Source organism: Aquicoccus porphyridii (assembly GCF_008369105.1).
GTDB lineage: Bacteria > Pseudomonadota > Alphaproteobacteria > Rhodobacterales > Rhodobacteraceae > Aquicoccus > Aquicoccus porphyridii.
This window is the reverse complement of the sequence record NZ_VINQ01000020.1, coordinates 1-25,576: the sequence shown is the minus strand read 5'-3', so window position 1 is coordinate 25,576 and position 25,576 is coordinate 1. Positions and strand designations below refer to the sequence as shown.

The window sequence follows — 25,576 nt, the reverse complement described above, 5'->3', positions numbered from 1 at the left end:
CGGTCGGCGCATCCCATACCGCAATACCCGTGGGTAGTCTGACAGGTGCCGCCAATGACGTCGGGACGGAGGGTGTCAGGCAGATGTCACCGGGCGGTAAGGACATGTCCGCAGACCTCTTCATGATACGCAACGCCCCCGGCCTCCCGCCGGGGAAGGTAGATCGGTCAAGGACCGGACCGCCGGGTTATTCGTGCCCGCTCCAGTGAACGATGCGAAGCTCGATGGCGCGGATCATCCGGTCAAGCGAAAACCCAAGCACAGCCATGATCACGACGCCCACCAGAACGATATCGGTAGACAGGAACTCGGCCGCAGTCAGGGACATCCACGCGATCCCGTCCGATGTCGCGGTCAGTTCGGCCGCGACCAGCATCGTCACGGCGATGGAAATCGCCATGCGGATGCCGGTGAAGATCCCCGGGAGGCAGGCCGGCAGGACCACGCGTGAAAAGACCGTCCAGTTGCCCGCGCCCAGACAGCGTGCCGCCTGGATTTTCTTTGTGCTGACAGATCGCACCGCCTGCATGGCCGCGATCACGATCAACGGGAAAACCGGGGCTGCGATGATGATGATCTTCGAGGTATTGCCGATGCCGAACCAGATCAGGAAAAGCGGCAGCAGGGCCAGCTTGGGGATCGGCCGGATCGCCTGGATCGGTGGCTCGAGGATCGCCCGCGCCGTGCGGTTCATCCCCAGAAGCAGCCCGAGAGGCACGCCGATCAGCACGCAACTGCTGAAGGCAAAGGCGAACCGGTAGAAGCTGATGCCGACATGATACCAGAGGCTGTTGCCCTGATACCCATGCTCCAGCAACGCTAGGAAGGCTTGCCAAACCGCAAGCGGGGAAGGCAGGAAGATCGGGCGGATCAGCGGTGGCCAGTGACCCGCCCCGGTAACACCGACCCAGACGAGAAAGAAGGCGAGGAACGTCGTGCCGGTCAACCAGCGGTCGCGCCGGGTCGCCTTGCGTTCCGTGGTGCCGGCGTCATAGGCCTCGCCCTCGGCGAGGATGTCGGTGCGACTCATATCATGCTCTCCTGGCGCTGTGCTGCTTCGCTCTCGCTGCGCAACAGCCCAAGGATCTCGCGCTTGGCCGCGGTAAATTCGGGCGTCGAGGCGACCAGCAGGTCGGGACTTTCGGAAAACCGGCAGCGAAAGGCCGCCTTGACCCGCCCGGGCCGCGCCGTCATCACCACGATATGCGAGGCTAGGAACAGTGCCTCCTCGATGGAGTGGGTGATCCACAGCACCGTCTTGCCGGTCTCGCGCCACATGCCACGGACCTCTTCCTGAAGCAGTTCACGGGTCTGCTGGTCAAGCGCGGCAAAGGGTTCGTCCATCAACAGAATCGCGGGATCGTTTACCAAGGCGCGGGCGATGCCGACCCGTTGCTGCATCCCGCCCGAGAGCTGATAGGGGTAGTTTTCGACGAAACCGCCCAGCCCGACCTTTTCCAACATTGCCTGCGCGCTTTCGCGCGCTGCATCAGGGGCCACTCCGCAGGCGCGCGGGCCAAAAGCGACGTTTTCCAACACGCTCATCCAGTTGAACAGCGCCCCCTGCTGAAATACGACACCCCGCTCCGACCCCGGCCCTTCGATCGGCCGTCCGTCCAGCACGGCGCAACCGCCCGAGGGCGTCTCGAACCCCGCCACGATGTTCAGAAGCGTGGTCTTCCCGCATCCCGACGGGCCGACGATGGCCAGGAACTCACCTTCCGTCACGGCGATATCGGTGGGCGCCAGGGCCTGCACCGCTTCCGCACCCGCCCCGAAGGTCTTGGTCAGACCTTCGAGGTTCAGTTTCGATCCGGCCCGCCGGTCGGGGGTGGCAAGCTCGATCCTCTCGATCATCATTCGTTGAGTCCCCGTACCATTCACGCTCAGACGAGCTGCGCGAGGAACGAGCTGTCAACGAAGGAACGGAAACTTTCCGGCAGGCTGGTGATCTGTCCCGCCTCCTTCAGGAATGCGGCCTGTTGCTCGATCGTGTTCAACGCGCCGGTATGCGCCGTGCTTCCGGGCCGTCCCATCCATGTGTCGGTCAGCATTTCTTCCGGCGTCAGCGAGTGCGTGTTACCGGCATAGCGGATCGCCGTTTCCTCGCTGATCTGAAGGAAGGGCGCCATGGTCTTGGCCATGACCTCGGGTTCGTCACGGTAGACTTTGTTGATCCGAACAAGCTCTTTCAGATAGGCGACAACCAGTTCGGGATGGTTCTGCTTGAATTCGTCCCGCACCACGATGGCGTCAAAGACGAAGGTTCCCTGGGCGATCAAATCCTCACCGCTGAAGATCGTCTTGCCGCCCGACTGTTGAAGTATGTCCAGTGCGGGATACCAGATATATGCTCCGTCGATGGACCCGGAGTCCCATGCCGCGGTAATCGCATCGGTCTTGAGATTGATCAATGTCACGTCTGCCGCGGTCAAGCCCACCGTCTTCATCCCGGCGAGCAACGCGAAATGCACCGTAGTGTTGAACGGCAGACCGATCCGCTTGCCCTTGATATCGGCGATGGTCTCGATCCCCTGATCGGGCTTCACCACCAGGGCTTCGGCCGCCTTGATGATCTTGTGGATCGAAACCATCGTGATCGGCAGCCCCTTGGCAAAGCCGACGATCATTGGGCTGGACCCCAGGTTGCACAGATCCATCTCGTTTGATGCCATCGCGGTGAGGATCTGTGGTCCTGCGCTGACACCGACATGCGTCACCTCAACATCCGGCCCCATGACCTTTTCCATCGACCCGATGGCCCGCGCATAGTTCTGCTGATTGGTCGAGGAGAAATGCCCAAGTCGCGCCTCGGCGCTGGCCGCAAGCGCCATGCCGGGCAGGCTTGCAACTGATGCTGCCATCGTTGCAATGCCGAAATTCGTGGAAATCCGGGCGAAGTCGCGCCGGGTCAGTTGGCCGGTCTTTGTCATTGGTCTGATCCCTGTCGGTTTAGGTCTGGTTTCTGGTCTTTAGTCTTGCTCCTTGGTCCCGGGGCGGTCGCCCCGGCGCATCAATCGCTGTCCGGCGCGCCGAAGTCGCGCTCGATGGCCCGGACCGCATGCAGCACTTGCGGCACCACCTCGGCCACGCGCTCGGGGGTGGCGCGGAAGGTCGGCAGCGCGACGCACAATGTCGCCGCCGGGCGACCGTCGGGCCCCCTCGCCACCGCTGCCACGCCCGACGCATCCGCGCGGCACATGCCATGGCACACCGCATAACCGCGCGCGCGCACCTCGTGGATCATGCCAAGCAGCTTTGCGTGGTCGGTCACTGTCAGTTCGGTCCGTTGCTCAAGCACCGGCGGCAGGATCGCCATGATCTCCTCGTCGTCGAGCAGCGACAGGTAGGCCAGGCCACTTGAAAGCGTGTACACCGGAGTCCGGTCGCCGATGTTCTCATGAACCCGAACCGCCTGGTCGCTCTCGATCAACTGGATCGACAGCATCTCGGACCCCGACAGCACGCCCAGCGACACACCGTCCCCGATCCCCCGCACCAAGCGGATCATGTGTGGCGTGGCCAGTCGCGTGATCTCGAACGGGGCGGCGATGCATCCGATTTCCCAGGCCTTGATCCCGATCACATAGCGCTGATCCTCGAGTCGGCGCACGAAGTGGCGTATCTCGAGCGTGGCAAGGGTCTTGTGGATGCTAGCCTTGGTCAGGCCGGTGGCGCCCGCCACCTCTGTCATGCTCATCGGTCGGCCATGCGCGGCGATCACTTCGATCACGTCCAGACCGGTGTTGAGACCGGATCGGGCCCGTGTCTGCGTATTGTTAGCCTTTGGTGAACTAATATTTTTCATTGACTAACTCTAGCGGACAGTTCTTTTTTGCGTCAAGACTTATTTTAAAGTGGAGTACGCCATGACCCGAGCAACCTTTCCCGAAACAGGCCAGTCCAGGACAGAGGTTCTGGATATCCTCAAGTCCTTGCGAAAAAACGATATCGACTGGAAACGTGGCCGCACGCCGCTGTATGTTTTCGATGCCGGAGACGACGTTTACGAAATGGGCCGCGCGGCCTTTTTCGAGTTCTTCAAGGAGAACGCACTGGGCAAGAATCGGGCCTTTCCCAGCGTCCTGAAGATGGAGAACGACATCGTCGACATGAGCCTCGACTTGCTGCACGGCGGCCCGGACGCATGCGGCTTCATGACCACGGGCGGCACCGAGAGCATTATCCAGGCCGTGCAGTCCTGCCGAAATCGCACGCGCCATGACCGGGGCGAGCCAGCGTTTCGCGGCAACATTGTCACCGCGACATCGGCTCATCCCGCCTTCGACAAGGCCGCCCGACTGATGGACATCGAGGTGCGCCGCGCACCGGTCGGCGCCGACTACCGAGCCGACCCGGAGGCCATTGAGGCGTTGATGGATGACGACACCATGATGCTGGTCGGCTCGGCCCCCTGCTTCCCCTACGGCGTGATCGACCCGATCGCTGACCTGGGCGCGCTGGCGCAACGACGCAGCGTCTGGCTGCATGTCGATGCCTGCGTCGGCGGCTATGTCGCCCCGTTCGCCCGCATGATCGGCCGCAGCATCCCGGCCTTCGATTTCGAGGTTCCGGGCGTCTGCTCCATCTCCGCAGACCTGCACAAATATGGCTTCTGCCCCAAACCCGCCTCGACCGTCTATTACCGCGACACGACATGCGCCGAGTTCCACGCCTTCGATTTCGACAACTGGCCCAGTGGCCGCTTTTATACGACCACGATCTGCGGCACCCGCCCCGCCGGCGCCATTGCCGCCGCCTGGGCCGTATTCCATCACCTTGGGCTGGACGGTTACAAACGCATCGCGACCGAGTTGATGGAGTTTGTCGACGACTACCGTGCGGGGATCAAGGCCATCCCCGGGTTGAAGGTGCTGGCGGACCCCCATCTTTCGGTCGTCGCCTTCACCTCGGACGAGGTCGATCTCTTCCGCGTGGCCGAGCTGATGTCGCGCAACGGTTGGCTGCCGGGCCTGTTGAAGGAGCCGAAGGCGATTCACCGGCTGATGTCGCTGGTTCACCACCCGGTACTTGACGAATACCTCTCTGACCTGCGCGACGCGGTCGAGACGGTGCGCGCGACCGGCGCCAAGGCCGAGGGCATCGAGGCGATCTACTGACCCGATGGTCCGCCCGGTCCCGCCTCCGAACCGGGCCGGGCGGGCAGTCCACGCGACATGCATGAATAAACGGATCGCCACATCGGACCCTACCGCGCCGCCAGGTCAGCAAAGCTTTGGGCGAATGCGTCGATGACGGGCTCGACATCCTCCATCGCTAGGCAGAGCGGTGGCACCATGCGCAGGATGTTCTTGTCGTTGCCCGATTTCGACAGGACCAGCCCATGGACGCGCGTGCGTTCGAAGACATAGGCGGTCTCCTCCGGCGCCGGTTCCTTCGTGCCACGGTCGCGCACCAGTTCGACCGCCTGCATGAAACCGCGGCCCCGGACATCCCCGATGATCGAGAAACGCGCCTTCAGATCCATCAGCCCCTCGTGCAACCTGGCGCCCACGTCGCGGGCGTTCTCGATCAGTTTCTCGTCCTCGATGACCCGGAGCACCTCGCGCCCTGCGGCGCAGGCCACTGGGTTGGCACCATAGGTGTGGAACAGGAACTTTCCGTCCATCGCCTTCGCCACATCGCGTTTCGCCACCACCGCGCCCAACGGTAAACCATTGCCTATACCCTTGGCCAGAACCACAATGTCGGGCACCACGTCATGGGCGTCGAAGCACCACATTGCGTCGCCGGTCTTGCCAAAGCCGGACTGCACCTCGTCCACGATGCACAGACCGCCATGCGCGCGGACCCTCTCGAAGGCGCCCTTCATATAGCCCTCGGGCATTGGCACGATGCCGCCATAACCCTGCACCGGCTCGATCAGAAGCCCGGCAAGCTGTCCACTCGTGGTGTGCCGGATCACTCGATCCAGATCGTCAAGATAGGGCTGTGTGCCCGACCCGAACGCACCGCGATACTGGTTCGGCTCGGCGGTGAAGGTGATGTTGGAAAGTTGCCCGGTATTGTGGCGGAAGTTCATCACCCCGGTCACACCCTGTGCCCCATAGGTTGCGCCGTGATACGAATTCCTCAGCGCGATCAGATCCTGGTTGCCCGTCGCAATCCGTGCCATCATCAGTGCCAAGTCGATCGCCTCGGCCCCGGAATTGGTGAAATGCACCACCCAATCGTGTCCCGCAGGCATCGTCCGCGCCAGTTCCTCGGCAAAATGGGCAGGAACCGGGTGATAGAACATGGTGGTGCAATGGGTCAGTTCCTCAACCTGCGCCTTGACCGCCGCGACGATGCGGGGATGGGCGTGGCCGACGCTGATGCAAAGGTTCATCCCCAGCAGGTCGATCAGCCGGTTGCCCAGTTCGTCCCATACGTATTGCCCCTGCCCGCGCCGGATGATCAGCGGTTTTTCATAGGGAACGAAGGCGCGCTGTGATGCAGCGTAATATCGGTTGCGTTTCGCAATGATCTCTTCGGTCGACCAGGTCACCGGCACCGTTGTTGCTTGAGTCTCGTTCATCGATTGCGTTCTCCTGCATATCTGCCTGCCAACCGCGAAACGCGGGCGGCAGCATCAGGCTAGGCCGGAGAAAATCAACCGGTAAGAGACAGTCGCGTGAAAAATGATGGACAGTTTCGGGCGATCAGATCAGAGCCCGCACCTCCTGTGCCACAATGGCAATGCCCGGCGAAATCGCGGCCGTAGGCAGTGCCCCGAAACTCAGCCGGAACTGGCCATCCGCATCCGCCGGGTTCATGAAGAACGGTCCGCCATTGTCGATCAGGACGCCCCGGGTCTGCAGACGCGCCTGCAATTGGAAGACATCAAGGCGCGGCGGCGCAGCGATCCAGAAGGACGATCCACCCTGCCCAGCGCCGACCGGAATACCCGGCAGATGCTCGGCCAGCGCCACGCGCATCGCCCCCCACCGCCGCCGGAACCGGCGATGCAGGCTGCGCAGGTGCGCGTCCTGATGACCAAGCGCGAGAAAATGCGCCATGGCGTCCTGCAAGAGGGCAGTCGGGTTGCGCATCATTGCCCGGCGGATCGCCCGGGCCTCGCGGATGATCGCCGGATGTGCCACCATGTAACCCAGCCGAAGGCCGGGCGAGAGCGCCTTGGACAACGACCCGACATAAACGGTATTCTCGGACGGGGCGAGCGACCGGATTGGCGGGCGCTCGTCTCGCATGAAGTTGCGCTCGGACTCGTAATCGTCCTCGATGATGAGCATGTCGCGCCGGACGGCCATCGCGATCAGAGATTTCCGCCGCTCCATTACCAGAGTTACGGTAGTGGGAAACTGGTGGCTGGGTGTCACATATACCGCGGAACAGGTTTCGGGAATATCATCAACCCTCATGCCGTATCGGTCCACCGGGATTCCAATCAAGCTGTTTCCGGTCAAGGCAAAGGCGTTGCGGGCCTCGGGATAGCCCGGATCCTCCATCGCGATGGCACCGCGCGCGCCCCCCAGAAGCGCCCCGACGATATAGAGCGCATTCTGCGCCCCCGCGGTGACGATGATTTCGTCCGCCCCGGCCCGGATACCACGATAGCCAAGCAATCGCTGCCGCAATTGCTCGATCAGCAGTTCGCTGTCGCTGCCGCTTGCATCGCCGGCCCAGTTCGGCATGCGATTGACATTCAGCGCCAGCCGCATGCATTCCCGCCACCCCTGTATCGGAAAAGTGCGCGTGTCGATCTGGCTGTAGATGAACGGGTACTTGTAGCGGCTCCAGTCCGCTGGCGTGTCGATCTTGCGCAGGTCGGACGGCAAGCCGCGACCGGCGAGGATCGGCACATGCGTCGCGGCATCCGGCTCCGAGCGCGCTCCAAAGGAAGACGTCTTCGTCTGGTGCGAAACAACATAGCCGCTGCGGTCGCGGGCTTCGATCATCCCCATCTCGACCATCCGGGAATAGGCCTGAAAGACCGTGCTGCGCGACACACGGAGTTGGCGCGAAAGGACCCTGCACGACGGCAGAGCCTGCCCCTGTCCCAGGCCGCCATCGGCGATCGCCTTGCCGATCACGTCGCAAATCTGATCCCGCAAGGCGAGCATCGAGTGCTCTGGAAGCGTGAAGCGGTGGACGACCATGGTTCAGCCCGAGGTTGCCCGGTCCGGCGGGACCCGCAAGTCGTTGAAGCTGCTACACCTCACAGCCCAGCCGTCTTCGCATCTCGTCGGCTGCCTCGGCCAGCATTGGACCCACGGTCATCTCGATGTCTTCCTGCGGGACAAGATAGGCTGGACCGCCGACATTTAGGCTATAGATGCCCCGTCCGTCCGGCATCTCTATGACGGCACCGGCACTGTTCACATCCTTTCGCCAGTCACCAATGCACATACAGAATCCGCGCTTTTTGATCTCCAAAGCCGCCCTGTCGACTGCGCGCAGCAGAGACGGCCACTCTTCGCCATAGCTGTCTTTCACGCCCTCGAAAATCTCCTGCCGGTCGTCCTCGGACGCCACGGCAAGGTATGCACGACCACCCGCAGTATTGACGATCGGCACCCGCGAACCGGGATAAAGACGTATCCCAACCAGCTCATCGCTGTCCTGCGCCTCGAGGTTCAGCATTGAAAGCTTGTCGCGCACGGCAAGGCTGACCGTCAGGCCAGTCCGGGTTGCGATATCGGTCATCAGGTCCTTCGCGACTTCGCGGACATCAAGACTGGCCAGCGCGACATGGCCCAGTGCGAAGGATTTACCACCCAGTTCGTAGGTGTTGAACCGCGGGCTGTGAACCAGATAGCCCAACTGGGTAAGCGTATAGGTGATCCGTGAAACGGTCGGCTTCGAAATCCCTGTCCGCTCGGCAAGCTCGTGATTGCCAAGCTGCCGGTCGTTCTCCCTGAAGGCCGAGAGAACCTCGAGCCCACGCGCCAGCGCCCCGATGAACTGCCGACCGCCGTCCTCCTCCGATGCCTGCGAGCTGCCCGACCTCCCCTGGGCCTGCGTTTCCGAGACCGGACGTCGACGCCGGACATTCATGCTATTCATCATTATTCCTCTCGCAGCTATACTCGATCCATGGCGTCCAGAATAGCATATTACCTTGAAGCACGAAATATCATTTCGCAAGGCTGAAAACCCCTTTTAGTGACGGCGCACGATTTCAGGGGCCGAAAGTCGAGCCTATTCTGTTTGTATTTAAGCCTGTTGCGAGCAGTTGGCTCAAAAACCGGGGTGACAGGTTTTCAAACAAAAATGGGCGCAAGATACTTTGCGAAATAGAATTTTGCGTATTATCGCGGTCTAACCTTGCCATGGGCGGGTGTTCAGTCGCGTCGTCTGGTGGATCGTTTCGACCCATTTTGAGTGTAGTTTAGACAATCACCCGAACGTCTATGGCGGTCTGCGGGCATTCGGCAAAGACGTGCTACGCCGGTCCCTTTTGAAGGCCATGAAAGTGTAAGGTCTGGAGATTGAGGGCGGGTAAGCGCTAGTCCCCTCGGCGGTGCCCGACGGGGCAAAGGGTCTGCGGGTTCGATCTGATCCCGTTTGGATTGCGGGAGCAATGGACCGGCGGGTCGGGGCAAAGCGCCCCTCGCCCGGGCAGCAATGCCTCGTGACCCGGAAAATTCCCCTGCCCGACCACATGGCCGTGGCAGGGCATTCCTCGCGGGAACAATTTTCCGGCCCGCGGCGCATTCTCCGCTGCGCTGCGATCCTTGCGGATGCGGCCCAGTCGCCGCCGGTCCTGTTATCGCCCCATCCAAATCGGGTCAGATCAAACAGAGGAACCAGAAGATGCGCCATCAGACAGACACCACCGAGGAGACAGGCGTGACCTCAGGTACCTAGTTTGTACACAGGCGAGCGGTGTTGGCGGGGGAGATTTATAGGTGATCGTCGTAGAAACAAAAGCGCCTCTCAGTCTTTGCGCCTCAGCTGCCGCAATATCGCTCAGCCCCGCCATAGCGAACTACACCAGGAGCGTTCTGGTTCACGCTCAGTCTTCAATCCCGACAAACAGAGTAGATCATAGAGCCAATATCTTCCGCGCCTCGACCGGGATCATAGGTGGGTGGCCCAAGTCCTCCATCATCCGCCGTGCCTTGGCGACCATAGCCGCATTGGATGGCGCGATTGTATTCGCGTCCAACTTTGTCGCATCCTCCAATCCGATGCGAACATGGCCACCAGCCAGCAGCGACTGCGCCACCATCGGAAAGGCGAACCGACCTGTGCCGAAGGCCGTCCATTGCGCACCCGGTGGCAGCAGTCCCCGCGCATAGAGGACAGTTTCGGGCGACGGTGCGAAACCAAATTTCACACCCATAACAATTGAACACAGCGGTGCGGCGGGAAGATTGCCATCTTTCTGTAGCGCCTTGAGAAGCGCGATATCGCCGGAATCGAACAACTCGATCTCAGGTTTGGATCCGGCTGCCATGATCAATTCACCCATCCGGCGAATGGAAGCCGGAGAATTGATCACCACCTCACCGCCGAACACCATCGTGTTCAGGTCGAGAGTCGCGATATCCGGTTTGATCTTCTGGACATGAAGAACGCGCTGTTCCGGTGGTAGGAGATTGGTCTTCGGACCGGGTTTCACCGGATCGCCTTCCGTCGGGTCGAACCGCCCGCCGTTACCGGTCGTGAGATTGATGATCAGATCGGAATTGGCGTCGCGGATGCGCGAGACGACCTCGGAGTAGTGCGCGACCTCCATCGACGGAAGTTCCGTCCCAGGGTCTCGGACGTGAACATGGACGATTGCCGCGCCCTCTTCGGCTGCTGCGAGGCAATCACTCGCAATCTCGGCCGGGGTGATTGGCAGATTCGGATTCATTGTGCGGCTGGTGAAGTTCCCCAGCACGGCACATGTCAGTATGCGTTTATTCAAGCTCTGTCCTCCTGAGTTCCAGTCTCATGTTTCATTCCCAGAGAACGTCAGTCACTGAAAACCGCTCCCATGTTCATCAAGTGGACGGCAGTGATCAACCGTTACAGCGATGACGCCGGGAGCCCATTGGCCCTGAATGAGGTCATGCCCATCCGCTCGTTGAGCAGGTGAACGGGTCCAAACGATGTGCGGCCTGCTTGCTCAGAACATCGCAAGGTCGAAATTTCGGGCGGCCAAGTCGCTGTAGGTCGGAACCGTCTCTTGCGCCAAAAGCTTGCGCGCCTTCATGTGAACCTTGGGGTTGTTGATTGTCTCGACGGCGGACAGTCGATCTGCGGAAAACCGCAGGACGGTGTCCTCTCCAATCGTGACACTGGTGGCGCCGGGCACAGCCAGCCCCGCGATCTGGAGCTTCCAGTCAGCCTGATCGGACCAGAACCAGGGAACAGCGGCATAAGGTGCCTGGTGGCCGTTCACGATGGTCCTGGCAATGGCGCGCGCATGGTCTGTCGCCGCCTGAACGCTTTCCAGGCGCACCATGATGCCACTGCGTGAATCGGAAAAGGCGCAGCAGTCGCCGAGGGCGTAGATATGCGGATCGGCCGTGCGCAGGAAGGGATCAACCACAACACCATTGTCCACGGTGAGCCCAGCCGCCTCTGCCAGCTCTGTATTCGGGCGCACGCCGGCGGCGAGCAGGACAAGATCTGCCACGATCTCCATCCCGTTGGCCAGTACCACGCCGATCTCTGTAACCTCGATCACGCCATTGCCGAGGTGAAGACGGGTGCCGAGAGCCTCGTGCTTGGCCCGGAAACGCGCGGACATCTCGGGCGAGACGACCCGTGACATCAGGCGCGGCGCCGCTTCCGCAATGTGAACCTCATGCCCGAAGCTTCGTGCAACCGCGGCGAACTCCAGCCCTATGAACCCACCGCCGATCACGGCAACGCGGCGGGGTCTAGTAAGGCTGCCCCGAAGCCGTTGGGCATCCGCCAGTGTCCGCAACCCGAGCGCGCGGCTAATGCCCGCTATCGGCGGGATCAGGTTGCGCGTTCCGGTCGCCAGAATAAGTGTGTCGAAGGCAAGGGTTTCGTCACCCATGCGGACCCTCTTCGCCGCCCGGTCGACCGCGTCGACCTTGATGCCGGTCCGCAGGTCGATCGCTTTCCTGTCGAAGAAACCCGCAGGTCGCAGCACCAGCTTTTCGGCCTGCCCGGTCTTGAGGTAATCCTTCGACAGCGGGGGGCGCTGGTAGGGCAGCCCGTCCTCGGCGCCGATCAGCGTGACCGGCCCTGCATGGCCTTCCTGCCGCAGTGACATCGCCGCCTGCAGGCCGCCCTGTCCCGCCCCGACGATGACCACATGCCCGTCGCTCAAACCTGCACCTCCGGCAGGCGGACGACGAGGCCATCGAGGTCGTCGCTCAGCGTGATCTGGCAGGACAGACGCGAGGTCGGCTTGACCTCGGTCACCGCGCTTTCAAGCATGTCTTCCTCGCCCTCGGATCGCGGTCCCGTCTTGCCGAACCATGCGTCATCGACATAGCAGTGGCACGTCGCGCACATCATCCCGCCGCCGCATTCCGCGACGATGCCATCGACGCCCTGGGCCACGGCGAGGCTCATCACGCTGTCTCCGTGGTCGCCTTCGGCAGTGGTTTCGGTTCCGTCATGCTCGATGAATGTCACTTTGATCATTCTCGGGTCCTCATAACTCAGGAAGCGGAGGCCTGTGCGGGCGTCTATCGCCCGTCCGTTCAGGCCTGATCGCGGATCAGATTGGACAGGGTACCGATGCCGGAAATCTCGACCTCGATCCGGTCTCCATCCTTCATGAACAGCTTGGGCTCGCGGAAGAGGCCCACGCCGCTCGGCGTGCCGGTCGCAATCACGTCACCCGGCAGCAACTCGGTCACGATTGAAAGGTAGGCGATCAGCTCGGGGATGTTGAAGGCCAGGTCGCTGATCGGCGTCGATTGCATGACCTCACCATTCAGCCGCGTTTCCATAGTCTGTGCCGCCGGAGCCGTCAGCTCGTCCGCCGTGACCAGCCAGGGCCCCATCGCACCGCTATCGACAAAGTTCTTGCCGGCCCAGAATTGGGAGGTGTGGCGTTGGTAGTCGCGGATGGATCCGTCGTTGAAACAGCTATAGCCCGCCACGTGTTTCATTGCGTCGGCCTCGGCGATGTCGCGCCCGGGCGTCCCGATGATCACCGCTAGCTCGCCCTCGAAATCGAACCAGTCGGAGGCCTTCGGCCGGATCATCGGCTGCCCGTGCCCCGTCACCGAGGATGGGTAGCGCGTGAAGATCGACGGCTTCGCGGGCTTGTCGCGGCCGGTCTCCTGGATGTGGGTCATGTAGTTGAGACCGATGCAAATGATCTTGTCCGGGTTCGGCAAGGGCGAGATCAGCATGACGTCGTCCTCGGCCAGCTCGCCCCCCTGCCCCGCAGTCGCGGCAAGCTCGTCCAGCGAGCCGGCGGCAAGCACCGCGCGCAGGTCGGGGTATGTCCCCCGAAACGCCGCGCCGACATCCTTTAACCGACCGTTCTCCGCCACGCCGTAAGAGGCCGTGCCGTCCGAAGTGATGTAAGAGGCAATGCGCATATCCTGACTCCTGGCTGAATGTTTGATGTGTTTCCTATCGTAGAACGCGCCCGCAGGCTTTTGCCGCGCCGCGCCTGTCCACGACGTGGACAGGCCACTACCCGTGAACGTCGAGCAATATCTTTCCGACATGTGCGCCCTTCTCCATCTCGCGATGCGCAGCCGCCGCTTCGGAGAGAGGAAAACGGGATGCTATGGCAGGGCGGACGCGATCCCCAAGAAGAGGCCAGACATCCCGGCGCAGCATCTCAGCCACCGCTGCCTTGCGCGCGGCTTCAAGGGGCCGCAGCAGCGATCCGGTGATACGGATGCGCTTGGCCATGAGCGGTTTTAGCGGCACGTTCAGATGCGCGCCGCCCCCGGCGGACAAGTGCGCAATCTGTCCGTCCGGCGCCATCATCTCTAAATCCGCCGAGATATGGGCCCCTGCGGAGACATCCATCAGTGCGCTGATCCCCTGCCCGCCGGTCGCCTCGAGCACCTGGGCTGCGAGGGCCGAGTCAGCATAGCCAAACGCCGCGAAGGCGCCGAAGCGCCTGGATGCCTCGATCTTTGACGCAGTGCCGCTTGTCGCCACGACTCGATGACCGAGCGCTGACATCGCCTGTAGGGCGATATGTCCGACGCCGCTGGTGCCGCCGTGGAGCAGGGCGAATTCGTCGGGTTGCAGGTTCATGAGGGAAAAGAAGTTCCACCAGGTGGTGAAGAGCGCCTCGGGCAGCGCGGCCGCCTCGCACAGCGTCAGCCCCTCGGGCACCGGCATTGTCACCGCAGCATCCGCGACCGCATATTCGGCATAGCCGCCGCCCTGAAGCAGCGCCATCACCCGGTCACCTCGGTTGAACGCGATCACATCCGGCCCGCACCCAACCACCTCGCCCGCCGCTTCGAGCCCCGGCACGGGGCTGCCGTCATGGTGTATCCCGGCCGTGCGTTGGATGCAGTCGTGTCGGTTGATCCCGGCCGCCGCCACGCGGATCAGAACCTGCCCCGGCCCCGGCCGCGGCAAGATCACCTGCGCAGGCTGAAGGACCTCGGGCCCGCCCGCGGCAGAAATGACGATCGCGGTTTGGTCGCGGGGGATGGTTTGGTCATCGTTCATGGCTACACGCGGCCCACGGCCGCGCCTCCGAATGATCGGCCGGTCAAGGCCGGCGGTTACTCCCGGTTCACGACGCTGTCGAGCCAGGCACAGTTCGGCACCGGGTCCGCCGCGCGCATGCCGCGCCGTGCGGCGTCCATTCGCATCTCGCGCATCCGCTCGCGGCCCGGGTCGCCTTCGGGCAGGTGCACGCGCTCATGCCCCCAGTAGCTCGGTCCGTCCGTGGTCTCGTGCGGCTCCCAAGTCTCAGGCTCGATGACCCGCGCGCCCCAGCCATATTCCACGAAGAAGCCAGAGGGGCTGTGCGCGTAGAAGCTGGTCATGTGATCGTTGGAATGCCGCCCCAGTGTGTAGGCCACGCGTCCGTCTTCGGCCTGTGCGATGTCATAGCCCTGTCCGACATCATCAAGCGATTGCAGTTCGACCATGAAATGATGCAGTCCCTTCCGGCCGGAGCCTACCATGGCAAAGCTGTGGTGCCGCCCGTTCAAGTGGAAGAAATAGAGCGGAAAGGGCGTCAGCCCGTAATCGGTCACGTTGAAGCCCAGCAAGTCGCGGTAGAAGGGAAGCAGCGCCTGCGCGTCCTCGACATGCAACACAGCGTGCCCCATGCCCAACGTCCCGGTTTTGAAGCCCGAGATCGGGCGGCCCGGCACGAAGGGATCGCTCGCCACCTGCGGCTTACAGAAAACCTCTATATGATTGCCGTCCGGGTCCTTGAAGGAAATCAGCCGGCCCACCAGCCGCTGGTCGGCCAGAGCCGCCGCTTCAAGTTTCACGGCAACGCCCGCATCTTCCAACCGCCCCGCGAGACGGTCGAGTTCTTCTGCGCTGTCGACCTCCCAGCCGAGAAAGTCGAGCCCTTCGTCCCCATCGCCCGTAACCAGCAAGCGTTGCTTGCGATCATCCATGCGAAAGGTGCGCGAACTGCCGCCGCGGTCGACCTCCTGCATGCCGAGAAGGCCGGTGGCGAAGCCGCTCCAATCCTCCGTCCTGGCAGAGCGGACGCCGATGTAGCCGAGCGATGAAAGTGCCATCTGGTATCTCCAGTCGGACATGCGGGCATACAGCCGCAGTAATTGCCCCCAGGCTACGCCATTACACGCCCGGACGCTCCGCCGATGTCCAGACTGTCCGATGTATGGACAAATATGTGGCTACATACTTGCCAGACAGCCTAGGTGAATCTACCAAATCGAACCACTTAGAACGGGAGGAGTTGCTATATCGGGGTTTGGATCAGTCAGAGCGCTTGAGCGTGGCCTGCAGGTGCTACAGGCCGTAAACCAGCGCAACGGCCTCAAGGCAGCCGAGATCGCGGTCGATACCAGCATTCCCCGGCCGACGGTCTATCGCCTGCTGGAAACGCTCGAGGGGCTGGGCTTTGTCAGCCGCGATCATTCGTCGGAAAAGTGGCGACCTACACTGCAGGCCAAGTCGCTCAGCTCCGGGTTCCGTGACAAGGACTGGGTGACCCAGAGCGCGGTGCCCGAAATGGTCCGGCTGGGCCGGGAGATCCTCTGGCCGCTCGATCTTGTCACCTTCAACGACCACCAAATGGAGATCCGCGAGTCGACCCACAACATAAGTCCCTATTCCATCGATCATGGGATGGTCGGGTTGAAACTGCCCGTGCTCGACACATCGGGCGGGCGTACCTACCTGGCCTTTTCCCCCGACAAAGAGCGCGAACGGACGCTTGCGGGGCTGGAGGCCCAGCTTGGCCTGAAGAGACCGATCGTCCTTCAGGACGGCCCGCTGGACTACATTCTGGCGCAGGCGCGAGATCTTGGAGTGGGATATCGGAAAGAGGGGTTCCGGTCGGCAACCAAGAGCATGTCGGCCCCGATTTTGAGCGGGGACCGCGTGGTGGCCTGCCTGACCATCATATGGACCGCAAGTGCCCTTTCCTTCGACAATGCGATCGAACTCTACCGGTCCAGGCTTCTGAAAACGACGCAACGGATTTCCCGCGCCCTCGCGGAGCACACCTGCCAGTAGGTTAGCCTCCGACAGCAAGCCATTGTCGTGCATTCGACAGCAGGCGGCCCATCTCCGGCGAGCCGTCGCAAATGATGTCCGGATGCAGCTGTCGGCCCGAGATCAGCAATCGGTACCCGAGGTAGCGATACGGTTCAGGCACCCCCGAGAAATCCGTTTCGGACATGGTCCGCACGAAGTCCTCCGAGGGGACGGCGGGGTCGAGTCGGTCCTTTTCGTAGATCGCTGTACGGGCGGAGATTTTCCAGCCGTCAGCGGTGCGGACCAAACGATCGAGGAAACGGGCGTAAGAGGTGTAATCTACGTCGGTGTTGTCTAAGCGGAAACGCCCGAGGATCTGAATATTAGTCTCAGCCAGTGCCCTGTCGCCCTGCAGATTAACGCTCGGAAGGCCGATCAGGTGCTTGATCCGAGGCGACCGCGGTTGGTGCACCTTGCGCGAGGCACCGACGAAATCAGAAAAGGCACCGGTGAACCAAGTAACGTTGATCGTTCCGTCCGGGGTGAAGGTCCGCGCAAGATCGCCCCAGCGGCCCTGGTCGCGGCAATGACCCCATGCCTGGATCAATTGCGTGATTGCGACGATGTCGCCAAAGCCGTCTGCCATGCCGCGCCCTTCAAAGCCATGCGGCGCGAAGAGACTCTCGCGCCGCGCGTTCCTTTCAGTTTGAGGCAGCGGCTTTTTCAAGCTCGGCCTTGAACGTATCGTAGAGCACCTGCCCGTTCTCGGTCTGCGTGATCCAATCGTCGGCCGCTACGGACATCGCCTCCTGCCATTGAGAGGTCAGGGCCTCGTCCGGCTCGATGATTGCAATCTCGTTCTCGGCCAGGATGCGATCCTTCGCCTCAATCAGGTATTCGTCGAAGGATCGGCCGAAGCGGTCAGAGAAGGCGGCGCCGGAATGCTCGTCAATGGCCGTCTTCGCCATGTCCGACAGGCTCTCGTACTTCGTCTTGTTCATGACGATCAGCATAGGCGTCGCACCGAGCGGCAGCTCTAGGAAGTGGTCAATGACCCCGCCGGCGCTGAATGTCTCGAGCGCACCCCACTGCGTGAAAGTTCCGGAGATCAGCCCTCGGCTGAGGCTTTCTGCCAGGGTCGGCCCCGTGATGCCCCCGACCGGCACTGCGTCGAGCGACTTGATCGCCGAAAGCATCGTGGGACCAGGCGCGCGGATGTTCTGGCCCTGCAGATCACGGGGCGCGCGCATCTCGACGGCGCTGGCGAGTCCGTTGGGCGGCGAGGCCATGACCCCGATCAACTTGAAGTTCTCGTAATCGCCTTTCAACAGACCGGATTCGAAAAGTGCCCACATGGCGTTCGACCCGACCGTAGAATTCTCTACGAGAAAAGGTAGCTCGGCCACCGTGCCCTCGTTGAATCGACCAGGGGTGTAGCCGGGGATCACCCAGGCAATGTCGGCCACGCCGTCTTCGACCAGCTTCAGTTGCTGCGCCGGATTTCGGCCGAGCGTACCGCCCGGAAACATCTGGACATCCAGCTCGCCTTCGGAGGCAGCGGTCACATCCTCGGCCCATACCGTGAGGATGTTCTTGGTGATGTGCGCAACCGGCGGCTCGAAGCTCGAGAACCGGAGCACTTCCGGGCTGGCCGAGGTGGCCAGGCCACCCGCCAGTGCCGCTGCTATGGCGATGTTGAAGAATTTCATGTCTTCCTCCCTGTTCCTTGTGCATTTCAGCTTGTCCGCAGCCCGACAGCCTATCGACGGTCGAGTGGAAATTGTCCGCCTGGCGAACAGTTTTCATCCGATAATGGCGGGCAACCAAAGGGTGAGCGGCGGGAACAGTACGAGCACTATCAGCCTCGCGAGGTCTGCCAGCAGGAAAGGCACGATCCCGCGGTAGATCGTGGTGATGCGGATGTCCCGATACATCGAGTTCAGCAGCATCACGTTGATTCCGATCGGCGGGGTGATCATTCCGATGCCGATCACCACGACGTTGACGATGCCCCACCAGACCAGGTCATAGCCGAAGCCCTGGATCACCGGGATCACGAAGGGCAGCGTAATGACCATGGCGGCGACCTCGTCGAAGAAGGCGCCAAGACATATGTATAGCAGCAGGATGCCGAGGATTACCGCAAGCGGCGAGACCGAACTGTCCGAAATCGCCGAGACTATGAAGTGCGCGCCCCCAGTGACGGAAATGAAGTAAGAAAAGATCGTCGCGCCGAAAACCATCAGGTAGATCATCGCAGTCGAACCGCTCGCCTCGGCCATCACCCGCAGAAAGGTCGACCTGTCCAGCCGCTTGCGCAGAAGCGCAAAGAAAAAGGCAATGACGACGCCTATCGCCGCCGCCTCGTTCACGGTGAAGATGCCGGAATAGATCCCGCCCAACACCACCACGGCCAGCAGGATCACGCCCCAGGCCCGGCCTATAGCCGCCAGCCTGTCGCGAAGCGGCAGTTTTTCAGATTTCGGGGCAGCGTCCGGATCGCGCCAAACCGTGACTTGCACCGCGACGGTATAAAATACCACGGCCAGAATCGCCGGAATGATCGCGGCGCTGAAGAGCTCCAGCACTGATTGCTCGGTCAGCACCGCATATAGGATCATCATCGCCGAGGGTGGCACGATGATACCCAGCGTCCCCCCTGCCGCGATGGCGCCCGAGGCGAGGCCTGGGCGGTACTTGTGCGCCAGCATCTCCGGCATGGCGACCCGACCGAAGGTCGCGGTTGTCGCAACTCCCGATCCGCAGATTGCGCCGAAACCCGCGCTGGCAACAACGGTTGTGGTAGCAAGACCGCCCCGCCTGTGCCCAAAGAGCGCGCCCGCCATGTCGTAGACGTCCGTGGCCAAGCCTCCCGCCGCGGCGAGGCTGCCCATAAGCATGAAGAGTGGGATGACGGCGAGGTCAAGTGAGCTCATCGCCGAGGCGGGTTCGCTGGCCATGAGCGACAACGCCGGCCCCCAGCCCACGACCTGCGCGAAACCGACGACACCGACGAGGGCCATGGAGATGCCGATTGGCACGTGCAACACAATCAGCAGCATCATGGCGCAGCAGCCCAGCAAGGCGAGGATGAGAGGATCCATGTCTATGTCCCTGAGTCTCTTGAGCCAGTCACGCGGCGGACGGCGTGTCGTTATGCGACGGTGACTCGTCGCTCCGGCGGAACAGGGCGGCGGCGTCGATGGCAAAAACCATTGCCTGCACGAAGGCGGCCAGCCACATCATCACGGCGGCCACGCTCCACCACGGCCAAACCGGCCAGCCAAGCACCCATGTCCGGTCGCCGTTGGCCTTGAGAGAGGCTGCGTAGGGCACGAACTGCCACGCGATCAACAGGATGAAGAAGAGGGTCAGGGCGCTCGACAGAGTTTCGAGAAGTTTGTGCACCAAGCGTCCGCCAAGCGCTCCGAAAACCTCCACCCGGATGTTCTGCTTCATCGCGAGGTTGGCGGGGATGCAGGCGGCAATCACCACCGCCATCACGACGGAACTCACATCGTTTACCCCCTGCAGCGGCGCCTTGAAGAGCCAGCGCAGAAGCACGTCGAGCGTGGTCATCAGTGCCAGTACAAGAAGCCCGGTGAAGCCTACCAGCGCCAGCCCCAAAGATCGCGTCCAAATCATGTTCATGCTTTCTCCTCCCCGTCTTTCTCCTTTGGCGCGGCCTCCCCGCCGCGCAAGCTCTGGCCGATCGGCATGGACCCCGCCGACGCTCAGGTCGGCAGGCCATCGACCTTCCGCACAGCTCCCGCCGCTTTCAGGCGAGCGGCATAGGTTTCGAGCGCCGTCTCGACATCACCGGGGGCGAAGGCGGCGGCGCAGTAGCGGTCAGGCCGGACCAGCAGCAACTGGTCGCGGTGCGTGCGGAACGGCCGGGCAATGACCGGGTCGGCCGGCGCCAGCGCGGCCCCCCTGCCCGCCGTGTCCAGGTGAACCCGTGCCAACGGCAGGCCCATGAAACTGTCGTGCCTGACGGCCTTCAAAGCCGCCGCGCCCGCCTCGTCCTGCGCAATCAGTGCGAAGCCCGGTCCAAGCGTGTCGTCCAGTCGCCCGTCGGAGGCGAGCAACGGCTGCGGGATCATCTCGCCTACCAGCGAGGCGACGAATTCCGGCGCTTCCAGCCCGAGGAACAACCCCGCCCCATAGCGCGGCTTGGGCTTGAACCGCATGTGAATCAAGTAGTCCCGGACGTTCGGAAACGGCTCCAGCGCCTGCAGAAGCAGATCGCGGAACATCACTTGGTCGCGCCCGGCGGGCATCACGATGCTGCCCATGGCGACGGCCAGCTGGATCATGTCCCAGGCAGGCTTGCGGCGCTCCGTCTCGTAGCTGTCCATCACGTCCGCAGCACCGCCTCCGACAATGCAGGCCAGCTTCCAAGCCACATTGTGCGCGTCGCGGAGTCCGGCGTTCATGCCCTGCCCGGCAAAGGGCGGCGTCAGGTGCGCGGCATCGCCCATTAGCAGGATTCGCCCTTCGCGGAACCGCTCCGCCATGCGGGCATGAAAGGTGTAGACCGTCCGCCGCAGGATATCCGTCGGCCGCCACGGTCTCAGCGGCGCCAAAAGCTTTTCGAGGAACGCGTCCTCCAGTACCTTCTCGCGTGTTTCGCCGGGCAACAGCATGAATTCGTAGCGCCGACCGCCATTCGGCGCGGGCACGCTGACCGTGGGGCGGACATCGCTACAGAAGAACTTGGAGAAAAGCGTATCGTCGGTATCGTTCAACGTGTCGACGACAATCCAATCCTCCTCGTAGGTGTTGCCTGACATCGGGATGGCCAGCCTCTCGCGGATCGGGCTGCGCCCCCCGTCGCATGCCAACACCCATTGCGTGCGGATGCGGTGCACCTTCCCGTCGAACTCGACCGCCTCGACTATCGCGTAATCTTCTGCCTGCTCGATTGCTGTCACCTCCGCGCCGAAGCGCAGCGTTTCGGGGGCCTGCTCGTCCAGCCGCTCGCGCAACGCGGCCTCCAGTTCAGGCTGAAAGATGAACATCCGCTTGGCGAAACCGAAATTGCGGGGCCCCTGCCCCGTCGCAGCAAAGCACTGGCCGGCATCGTCGTAGTAGCGCGAGCCATTCCCCTCCACCGGATCCCTGAGGTAGCTTCGGTCCAGCCCGAAGACTTGCAGGGTCCGCGCCCCCTCGTCGTCGATTACGATGGCCCGTGGTAGGTTCATCGGTCCAGCATCCCGTTCCAGCAACAGGCATCTAACGCCGTAGGCCGCCAGCAGGTTCGCTGCTGTCAGGCCTGTCGGACCTGCGCCCACGATCACCACCGGAACCTCGCTCGGGAATTGGGACATCGCTTTGCCTTTCGTCTTATTCGGAGGTCTTGCCCCCCCTTTTTCGGCTCCTCCGGATGCGCGTGTCCATCGACGCCCCAGAGATGTTCACTGGGCGGACAGGGCAGAGGGACGGTGTAGGCTGGGCTTGGCGGCCGTAAATGCGGGCCGGGCGCGTAGCCGTGTCAGGCAGGCGGCAAGGTTCGGCGGCAGGGCAAAACCCTCTTCCTCTGCCCATATGAGTATGTAGAGCAGCCCCGCGTCCGCGGCCGAAAAATGCCCAAGCAGGTAATCCTTCTCGCCCAGATATTTGGACAACAGGGACAGGCCGTTGTCGACTTCCGCGCGTCCATGCGCCTTGATCGCAGCCTGGGCTTCAGGATCGGCATGGAACTTGCCTGGCATCTTCACAAAGGTGAACCCGCGCATGTGGACCGAGCCGACAATGAAATCCAGGGCCTCGATCATCCGGGCCTTTCCCAGCGGATCGGATGGCTGAAGCCCGGCCTTGGGATAGGCGTCCGCCAGCCAAGTGGCGATGGCCTGGAACTCGGTCAATACGGCACCGCCCGGAATACGCAGCGCCGGAACCTTGCCCTTGGGATTCAGCGCAAGATAGCTCTCCTGACGCTGGTCGCCCCGGCGCAGATCTACAATCGTGTAGTGGAATTTCGCTCCAACCTCGTGCAGCAGGTAGAGGATTCCGTTGGAACAACTCCCTGGAGAATGAAAGAACGTCAGCATGGGCCGTGCCCCCCTGTTTGAGCGGTCCCCGACATGCCCGTCGCTGCGGCGACCTCAAGCGGAAATGAACCGCATCGGCAATTCCCGATATCCACGCAGGACGTTGTTGATCTCGAACACTGGTTCGCCGGTTTCGATCCGGGCCACGTGGTCGATCATGGCCTCAAGGATGGAGCGCATCTCCAGCCGGGCCAATTGCATCCCCATGCATTGATGCACGCCATGCCCGAAACCGACATGATCGGTCACGACGCGGTGCACGTCGAACTTTTCGGGGGTGTCCCAACGTCTCTCGTCACGGTTGGCCGACGCAAAAAGAACGATGACCCGATCGCCCTTCGGAATGACCGTGCCATCGACGTCGTAATCCTCAACCACATAGCGGGTGAAGCCGCGGATGGGGGCCTCGATCCGCACTGCCTCGTTGATCGCGTTGGCGATCAGTCGGGGCTTGGCGCGCAGCGCGTCCCATTGATCGGGATTCTGGCCCAGATGATACATCAGATGGCCGGTGGCGAAGATCGTGGTATCAAGGCTGGGCGCGATATAATCGCGGGTGAACTGCGGAACGAGGTCTGGGTCAATCAGTCCAGCGTCTGCCGCGTCGTAAAGCCCGGCCACCCAACTGCCGGGTTTTACCGCCGCCCGCGTCGCCCCGTTGTTGCAGAACTCGCGCAGCTCAAGGATCGTCGGAAAGGCCGCGTCGCGCCTTTCGTTGGCCCCGCCAAGTGCGTCGAACGATGCGGCAGCCCAGCGGAGCATGTTCTGCCGTCCCGACTCCGGTAGACCCAGCAGTTCCGAGACGACCGTGAGCGGCAGGATCTGCGCAAGGTCGCGCATGCCGTCGAAGCCGTCTCGCTCGACGAGCCCGGCGACCATCTCCTGCGCCGTAGTCACGATGCGTTCCTTCACCGCGGCCAGACCGCGTGGCATCACGGGGGCCGCGATGACCTTGCGCAGTTCACCGTGTGTCGGCTCGTCGGTGGCAAGGATATTGTTGTTCGCGATCTCGTTGACCTTGCCGTTGGCGGCGACGCCTCGACCGGAAATCAGCACATCATTCGCCGCCAGGGCCGCGCGGACATCGGCGTGGCGTCCGATTGCCCAGAGATTGTGGCGAGGCAACCAGACAGCAGGCCCTCTCTCACGAATTTCCCGGTAGTGGTCGTAAGGGTTCAGGATCGCGTCATCCGAATAGAGATCGACATCGTATTCGGCGTGTGAGTGCTTTTTGTTGTCTAGCATGGCATCTCCTCTTGGATAAATCATGGAGAAATGATGCTAAGCCTGAAAAGACACGATCCATGCATGTCCACTTGGCGGACAATTCTTATCGCCAATGACGCGAGTTTTCCGTACTGTCGCTCGGGGTAGTGTCCGAGTAGCTGGTTTAATTTCGCTGCCGCCAGCTTTAATCCCGGGTAGCCATTGAGGTGTGATCTGATCCCCAAAAACTGGACCGTTTGATGCTGGAGTTTTCCGCTATGGTTTCCCCGCTGGAAGAGGAGCGGAATCACATGAAAGTATCGAAGTTTTCGGACGTGCAGAAGGCGCTCATCATCAAGCAGGGCGAGGAAGGCACGCCGGTTGCCGAGATCTGTCGGAAAGCCGGGATCAGCCAGGCGACCTAGATGTTTGATCCCACGGTTTGATGGTGCGATCCTTTCTCAGGCTTGGAAGGAAGCATTATGGGACAAGTTCGTCACGGGAGCGCCACGACCACGCACGCCGTCAGAGCTGCAATACAGCGATTCACTGCCCGGCAGGGTTATGCGCAGCATGATCCCGAGAGGGGCAAGCTTCGCTCGCGCAACTGAGCAAGGAGCTGGGCATCAACTCCAAAACCGTCGCAAAGTGGCGCAAGCGTGCGACGGTCGAGGACTTGAAGACCGGGCCTAAGGAGCCTCGTTCGACCGTTCTCACCGAAGCGGAAGGAGGCAATGATCGTCGCATTCCGGCGGCACACACTACTGCCGCTGGATGATTGCCTCTATGCTCTTCAGCCGTCTATCCCCCACCTGACACGGTCGGCACTGCATCGGTGTCTTCAGCGGCATGGCATCTCGCGCTTGCCAGATGTCGAGGGTGACAAGCCAAAGCGGCGGCAGTTCAAGCGCTACCCTATCGGCTTTTTCCACATCGACATCGCAGAGGTACAAACCGCGGAGGGCAAGCTCTATCTTTTCGTTGCCATCGACCGGACCAGCAAGTTCGCGGTCACCTAACTGGTCGAGAAAGCCGATAGGCGGACGGCCTGGGAGTCCCTGGAACACCTGTTGGAGATGGTCCCTTACCGGATCCAGACGATCTTGACCGATAACGGGATCCAGTTCGCCGATCAGCCCCGGAACCGCAACACCGCATATTCAAGGCAGATGCGGTTCGACATGATCTGCGAGGCGAATGGGATCGAGCATCGGCTGACGAAGCCAAACCACCCATGGACCAACGGCCAGGTCGAGCGGATGAACCGCACGATCAAAGACGCGACCATCAAACGCTTCCACTACGACAGTCACGACCAGTTGCGCACCCACCTCGGCGACTTCATGGACGCATACAACTTCGCTCGCAGACTCAAGACGCTCAGCGGCCTCACGCCCTACGAATACATCTGCAAGATCTGGACTTCAGAGCCAGATCGTTTCATCCTAAATCCGATCCACCAGATGCCGGGACTGAACACCTAATCCCCACGTTCTTTCCACTCCCCAGTGACAAAAGCCGACCCGAATGTGAACTTTCATCATAACTCCTCCCGCAAGCTCCACAGAAGAATAAGTACCCAACGCTCCGTGCCCGCCAATTTGCCACTCCATTACGAGCCGATATAACCCGCTCCGCCCGTTACCAGAACTGTCGTCACGATTGCCCTCCGGCCCGGAACGCGGGCTTACTGCGCCGCCCTGTCCACATGCAAAAGGTCCTGAAGATATTCCATCAACCCGTCGCGCAGATCCTCGCGCGCA

Annotated in this window: 22 protein-coding genes and 2 pseudogenes; 4 read left to right on the top strand and 20 right to left on the bottom strand. The window is 62.0% G+C overall.

Annotated elements, in window-relative coordinates; all coding sequences use genetic code 11:
* Nucleotides 1–187 precede the first annotated feature (187 nt).
* The 4 genes from FLO80_RS18770 to FLO80_RS18755 all read right to left on the bottom strand — a co-directional run bounded on the left by FLO80_RS18770 (nt 188) and on the right by FLO80_RS18755 (nt 3,808).
* Nucleotides 188–1,030 (bottom strand): ABC transporter permease, encoded by an 843-nt coding sequence (locus FLO80_RS18770; protein ID WP_111368932.1) that lies wholly within the window; start codon nt 1,028–1,030, stop codon nt 188–190.
* A complete protein-coding gene (locus FLO80_RS18765) occupies nt 1,027–1,857 on the bottom strand; it encodes an ABC transporter ATP-binding protein (protein WP_111368975.1) in 831 nt (276 codons plus the stop codon). Before FLO80_RS18765 ends, FLO80_RS18770 begins: the two co-directional genes overlap by 4 nt.
* 29 nt (nt 1,858–1,886) lie before the next feature.
* Complete coding sequence (locus tag FLO80_RS18760) at nt 1,887–2,933, bottom strand: taurine ABC transporter substrate-binding protein (protein WP_111368934.1); 1,047 nt, start codon at nt 2,931–2,933, stop codon at nt 1,887–1,889.
* Nucleotides 2,934–3,013: 80 nt separating this feature from the next.
* Nucleotides 3,014–3,808 carry an IclR family transcriptional regulator gene (locus FLO80_RS18755; protein WP_111368936.1) on the bottom strand — a complete coding sequence of 265 codons (795 nt, stop codon included), beginning with the start codon at nt 3,806–3,808 and terminating at the stop codon, nt 3,014–3,016.
* A 61-nt stretch (nt 3,809–3,869) separates the two neighbouring features.
* Between FLO80_RS18755 and FLO80_RS18750 the strand changes: the two genes are divergently transcribed.
* A complete protein-coding gene (locus FLO80_RS18750) occupies nt 3,870–5,120 on the top strand; it encodes a pyridoxal phosphate-dependent decarboxylase family protein (RefSeq protein WP_111368938.1) in 1,251 nt (416 codons plus the stop codon).
* An 89-nt stretch (nt 5,121–5,209) separates the two neighbouring features.
* Here FLO80_RS18750 and FLO80_RS18745 read toward each other — a convergent pair whose 3' ends face one another.
* The 9 genes from FLO80_RS18745 to FLO80_RS18705 form a co-directional block, all read right to left on the bottom strand.
* Nucleotides 5,210–6,538, bottom strand: a complete 1,329-nt coding sequence (locus FLO80_RS18745; protein WP_111368940.1) for an aspartate aminotransferase family protein — start codon at nt 6,536–6,538, stop codon at nt 5,210–5,212.
* A 124-nt stretch (nt 6,539–6,662) separates the two neighbouring features.
* The gene (gene pdxR, locus FLO80_RS18740) at nt 6,663–8,120 is read right to left on the bottom strand and encodes a MocR-like pyridoxine biosynthesis transcription factor PdxR (protein WP_111368942.1); all 1,458 of its coding nucleotides are present in this window, start codon (nt 8,118–8,120) and stop codon (nt 6,663–6,665) included.
* 52 nt (nt 8,121–8,172) lie between these two features.
* Nucleotides 8,173–9,027 carry an IclR family transcriptional regulator gene (locus FLO80_RS18735; protein ID WP_188078342.1) on the bottom strand — a complete coding sequence of 285 codons (855 nt, stop codon included), beginning with the start codon at nt 9,025–9,027 and terminating at the stop codon, nt 8,173–8,175.
* 982 nt (nt 9,028–10,009) lie between these two features.
* Entirely contained in the window at nt 10,010–10,879 is an 870-nt protein-coding gene (locus tag FLO80_RS18730) for a beta-keto acid cleavage family enzyme (RefSeq protein ID WP_111368945.1), read from the bottom strand.
* 201 nt (nt 10,880–11,080) lie between these two features.
* Nucleotides 11,081–12,259, bottom strand: coding sequence for an NAD(P)/FAD-dependent oxidoreductase (locus FLO80_RS18725; RefSeq protein ID WP_111368947.1), 1,179 nt, complete (start codon nt 12,257–12,259; stop codon nt 11,081–11,083).
* Complete coding sequence (locus FLO80_RS18720) at nt 12,256–12,579, bottom strand: 2Fe-2S iron-sulfur cluster-binding protein (protein WP_111368949.1); 324 nt, start codon at nt 12,577–12,579, stop codon at nt 12,256–12,258. Before FLO80_RS18720 ends, FLO80_RS18725 begins: the two co-directional genes overlap by 4 nt.
* A 59-nt stretch (nt 12,580–12,638) precedes the next feature.
* Entirely contained in the window at nt 12,639–13,490 is an 852-nt protein-coding gene (locus tag FLO80_RS18715) for a fumarylacetoacetate hydrolase family protein (protein ID WP_111368950.1), read from the bottom strand.
* A gap of 97 nt (nt 13,491–13,587) precedes the next feature.
* Complete coding sequence (locus FLO80_RS18710; RefSeq protein ID WP_111368952.1) at nt 13,588–14,592, bottom strand: NAD(P)H-quinone oxidoreductase; 1,005 nt, start codon at nt 14,590–14,592, stop codon at nt 13,588–13,590.
* Between the two features lie 56 nt (nt 14,593–14,648).
* Nucleotides 14,649–15,629, bottom strand: a complete 981-nt coding sequence (locus FLO80_RS18705) for a VOC family protein (protein ID WP_111368954.1) — start codon at nt 15,627–15,629, stop codon at nt 14,649–14,651.
* Between the two features lie 148 nt (nt 15,630–15,777).
* Between FLO80_RS18705 and FLO80_RS18700 the strand changes: the two genes are divergently transcribed.
* Nucleotides 15,778–16,593: a helix-turn-helix domain-containing protein gene (locus FLO80_RS18700; protein ID WP_342781748.1), complete on the top strand. Its 816-nt coding sequence runs from the start codon at nt 15,778–15,780 to the stop codon at nt 16,591–16,593.
* 1 nt (nt 16,594) lies between these two features.
* Here the strand turns inward: FLO80_RS18700 and FLO80_RS18695 are convergent, their stop codons facing one another.
* The 7 genes from FLO80_RS18695 to FLO80_RS18665 all read right to left on the bottom strand — a co-directional run bounded on the left by FLO80_RS18695 (nt 16,595) and on the right by FLO80_RS18665 (nt 23,852).
* Nucleotides 16,595–17,281 carry a nuclear transport factor 2 family protein gene (locus FLO80_RS18695; protein ID WP_146611074.1) on the bottom strand — a complete coding sequence of 229 codons (687 nt, stop codon included), beginning with the start codon at nt 17,279–17,281 and terminating at the stop codon, nt 16,595–16,597.
* Nucleotides 17,256–18,263 (bottom strand): TRAP transporter substrate-binding protein, encoded by a 1,008-nt coding sequence (locus tag FLO80_RS18690; protein ID WP_111368960.1) that lies wholly within the window; start codon nt 18,261–18,263, stop codon nt 17,256–17,258. The genes FLO80_RS18695 and FLO80_RS18690 overlap by 26 nt, the downstream gene beginning before the upstream one ends.
* Nucleotides 18,264–18,356: 93 nt before the next feature.
* Nucleotides 18,357–19,658 carry a TRAP transporter large permease gene (locus FLO80_RS18685; RefSeq protein WP_111368962.1) on the bottom strand — a complete coding sequence of 434 codons (1,302 nt, stop codon included), beginning with the start codon at nt 19,656–19,658 and terminating at the stop codon, nt 18,357–18,359.
* 28 nt (nt 19,659–19,686) lie between these two features.
* Complete coding sequence (locus FLO80_RS18680; protein ID WP_111368964.1) at nt 19,687–20,205, bottom strand: TRAP transporter small permease; 519 nt, start codon at nt 20,203–20,205, stop codon at nt 19,687–19,689.
* Nucleotides 20,206–20,288: 83 nt separating this feature from the next.
* On the bottom strand, nt 20,289–21,884 hold the full coding sequence (gene mhpA, locus FLO80_RS18675) for a bifunctional 3-(3-hydroxy-phenyl)propionate/3-hydroxycinnamic acid hydroxylase MhpA (RefSeq protein WP_111368966.1): 1,596 nt from the start codon (nt 21,882–21,884) through the stop codon (nt 20,289–20,291).
* Between the two features lie 87 nt (nt 21,885–21,971).
* Entirely contained in the window at nt 21,972–22,607 is a 636-nt protein-coding gene (locus FLO80_RS18670) for a glutathione S-transferase family protein (RefSeq protein ID WP_111368967.1), read from the bottom strand.
* Nucleotides 22,608–22,661: 54 nt separating this feature from the next.
* Nucleotides 22,662–23,852 carry a cytochrome P450 gene (locus FLO80_RS18665; RefSeq protein WP_111368969.1) on the bottom strand — a complete coding sequence of 397 codons (1,191 nt, stop codon included), beginning with the start codon at nt 23,850–23,852 and terminating at the stop codon, nt 22,662–22,664.
* Between the two features lie 272 nt (nt 23,853–24,124).
* Here FLO80_RS18665 and FLO80_RS18660 point away from each other — a divergent pair.
* Nucleotides 24,125–24,235, top strand: a pseudogene (locus tag FLO80_RS18660) (transposase); the annotation flags it as partial.
* Between the two features lie 60 nt (nt 24,236–24,295).
* A pseudogene (locus FLO80_RS18650) lies at nt 24,296–25,297 on the top strand (IS481 family transposase).
* The last annotated feature ends 279 nt before the right edge of the window (nt 25,298–25,576 follow it).